Source organism: Arthrobacter sp. Hiyo1 (assembly GCF_001263615.2).
Taxonomy (GTDB): domain Bacteria; phylum Actinomycetota; class Actinomycetes; order Actinomycetales; family Micrococcaceae; genus Arthrobacter.
The window spans coordinates 147,842-150,203 of sequence record NZ_DF952473.1; the positions used below are offsets into that span (position 1 = coordinate 147,842).

Below are 2,362 nucleotides of genomic sequence, written 5' to 3' on the forward strand. Positions count from 1 at the left end.
CGGCCGCCACAGCTTCTTCAGGGCGCCGCGTGCGAAGACCGAACCCGAGCCGACCGAATGGTGCTCCAATTCCTCGTACCGTCCCCCGGTGACATCGTAGGAGAAAAGCCGTCCCACGCCGGCTGCCTGGTCAAAGCCCGCGAAGAGCGGGATCACCGCGAGGCCTTGCATGGCCATCGGCAGGTTTCCCCGGATCATGGCGCCAAGCCTGTTGGCTTTGCCGTCCAGGCTCAGCAGAGTGCCCTCGATCTTTTCGTAGTGTTCCAGTTCCACTTGGAACAACCGCGTGATGTCGATGGCCAGCCCCGCGGTCCCGGCAATTCCCAGGACGGAGTATTCGTCGGCCGGGAAGACCTTCTCGATGTGCCTGCTGGCGATCACATTGCCCATCGTGGCACGCCGGTCCCCCGCCATCAGGACGCCACCGGGGTAACTGAGGGCGACGATCGTTGTGGCATGGGGCACGGGGGAATCTGTCCCGCGGGCAGCGCTTGATTAAAGGGGAGGAGTTCAGGCCTGGAGCGTTGCAGATGCTCTATGAACGAAGACGTTGCTTGGGTGGCCAGGTGGCCGGTTGATGGATCCTGCATTGCTGCGCTCCTTCGACTCTGACATCCGATGCCCGGCGGCCTCGCGCCGGCCGGGCCCTTGGCTTAGCTGGCGGCTGGCTATTGGCCGCCCTTTTGCACAAATGCCCTGACGAACTCTTCGGCGTTCGATTCAAGCACGCCATCGATTTCGTCGAGGAGATCGTCCACGCCCTGCGTCGCTACCGAGGCCTGGGCCTCCGGCGCTGCGGGCGGCGCCTCGGGGGCGTCGGTCTCTACCTCGACGTCCCGCGACTGCGGTTGCTGCTGCTCCTGAGCTGCCATTTCCTTCTCCATTCTGTCCATCCCCGGCAACGGGGACTTCCTGTAATGCCATACTGCCACGGGGCGGGCCGCCACGCTGCGGTTTTAAGGGCCCGTTTGACGCCCTTTAGCCGGCTGCTTGTTCAGGCAGGCGGGGCCGGATCCAGGCCGAGCAATTCACGGAGGAATGCGCCCGCCGTGTCGTGTTTCCGAAACAGTTGTCCGGTGAGTGCTTCCGTGCCGCGGAGGGGTTCCCGGGTAGGCACGCGCTGCAGTTTTCCAATGCCGGGAACGTCGAAGATGACCGAATCCCAACTGGCACCGACCACGTCCTTGCCGAAGCTGGAAACACACTTCCCGCGGAAAAACGCGCGCGTGTCCGGCGGCGGTTCGACGACAGCGCGGCTGATGGCGGCTTCGTCCACGATTGTCTGCATGCGGTCGCGGGAAAGCATCCGGTAATAGAGGCCCTTTTCCGGCCTCACGTCGGACCATTGCAAATCGACGAGGCCCAGGCGGGCATCGTTCCATTCCAGGCCGTCACGGTTCCGATAACCATCCAGCAAGGACATTTTGGCGAGCCATTCGACCGATGACGCGGCACCGGCGGGGTTGGTCCCCAAGAGCCCCAGCGTCGACTCCCACCGTTCCAGGACATCCCGGGTGTGGCCGTCTCCGCTGAAGGAATCAGAAACCCCGGTTTCCTGTCCAAGTTTGGCCGCTGCCTCGTAGTACATCCACTGGATATCGAGCGCTGTGACGCGCCGTCCGTCAAGAAGCCTGACCGTGGCAGTCAGGGAGGTGTCGTGGCTGATTGCCTGGAGGCCGGCCACCGGCTCATGCACCTCGATCTTCGGAGCCTGGCCGGCTTCGATGAGGCTCAGGACCAAAGCCGTGGTGCCGAACTTCAAGTAGTTCGACACCTGGCTCAGGTTGGCGTCGCCGATGATGACATGCAGGCGCCGGTATTTGTCCGCCGTCGCATGCGGTTCATCCCGGGTATTGATGATCGGGCGCCTGATGGTGGTTTCCAGTCCCACCTCGGCCTCAAAGAAATCCGCACGCTGACTGATCTGGAATCCGGCGGTTGAACCGTCCTGGCCCTTGCCGAGCCGTCCGGCACCACAGATGACCTGGCGCGTGACGAAGAAAGGCGTCAGGCCGCGGACGATGTCCCCGAAAGGTACCGACCGTGGCATGAGGTAGTTTTCGTGGGAACCGTAGGACACAGATTTGTTGTCGGTGTTGTTCTTGTAGAGGTTGATGGCCGGCAGATCCGGATCCGCGGCGACTTTCCGAACCGTGGCCAGGGCGACGAGGTCGCCGGCCGCGTCCCACGCGACGATGTCCCGGGGATTCGTGACCTCCGGACTCGAATATTCCGGATGGGCATGGTCCACGTACAGGCGCGCCCCGTTGCCGAGGACCATGTTCATCAGCAACGAGCCTGACTCGTCGCCGCCGTCGGCTTCGAGCTCTTGGCGCCCGTACGCCAAGGCGACTGCCTCGCG

Annotated in this window: 2 protein-coding genes and 1 pseudogene; all 3 read right to left on the reverse strand. The window is 63.5% G+C overall.

Annotated elements, in window-relative coordinates:
• Positions 1-590: pseudogene (gene prcB, locus AHiyo1_RS16165) on the reverse strand (proteasome subunit beta); the annotation flags it as partial.
• 78 nt (positions 591-668) lie between these two features.
• Positions 669-872: a ubiquitin-like protein Pup gene (locus AHiyo1_RS16170; protein WP_059389233.1), complete on the reverse strand. Its 204-nt coding sequence runs from the start codon at positions 870-872 to the stop codon at positions 669-671.
• 122 nt (positions 873-994) lie between these two features.
• A partial coding sequence (dop, locus tag AHiyo1_RS16175; protein WP_059389234.1) for a depupylase/deamidase Dop occupies positions 995-2,362 on the reverse strand: 1,368 nt, incomplete at its 5' end.

What these genes read in the sequence shown, in the direction of transcription:
- AHiyo1_RS16170 (WP_059389233.1), bottom strand. Translation starts at nt 872, where the DNA reads ATGGCAGCTCAGGAGCAGCAGCAACCGCAGTCGCGGGACGTCGAGGTA.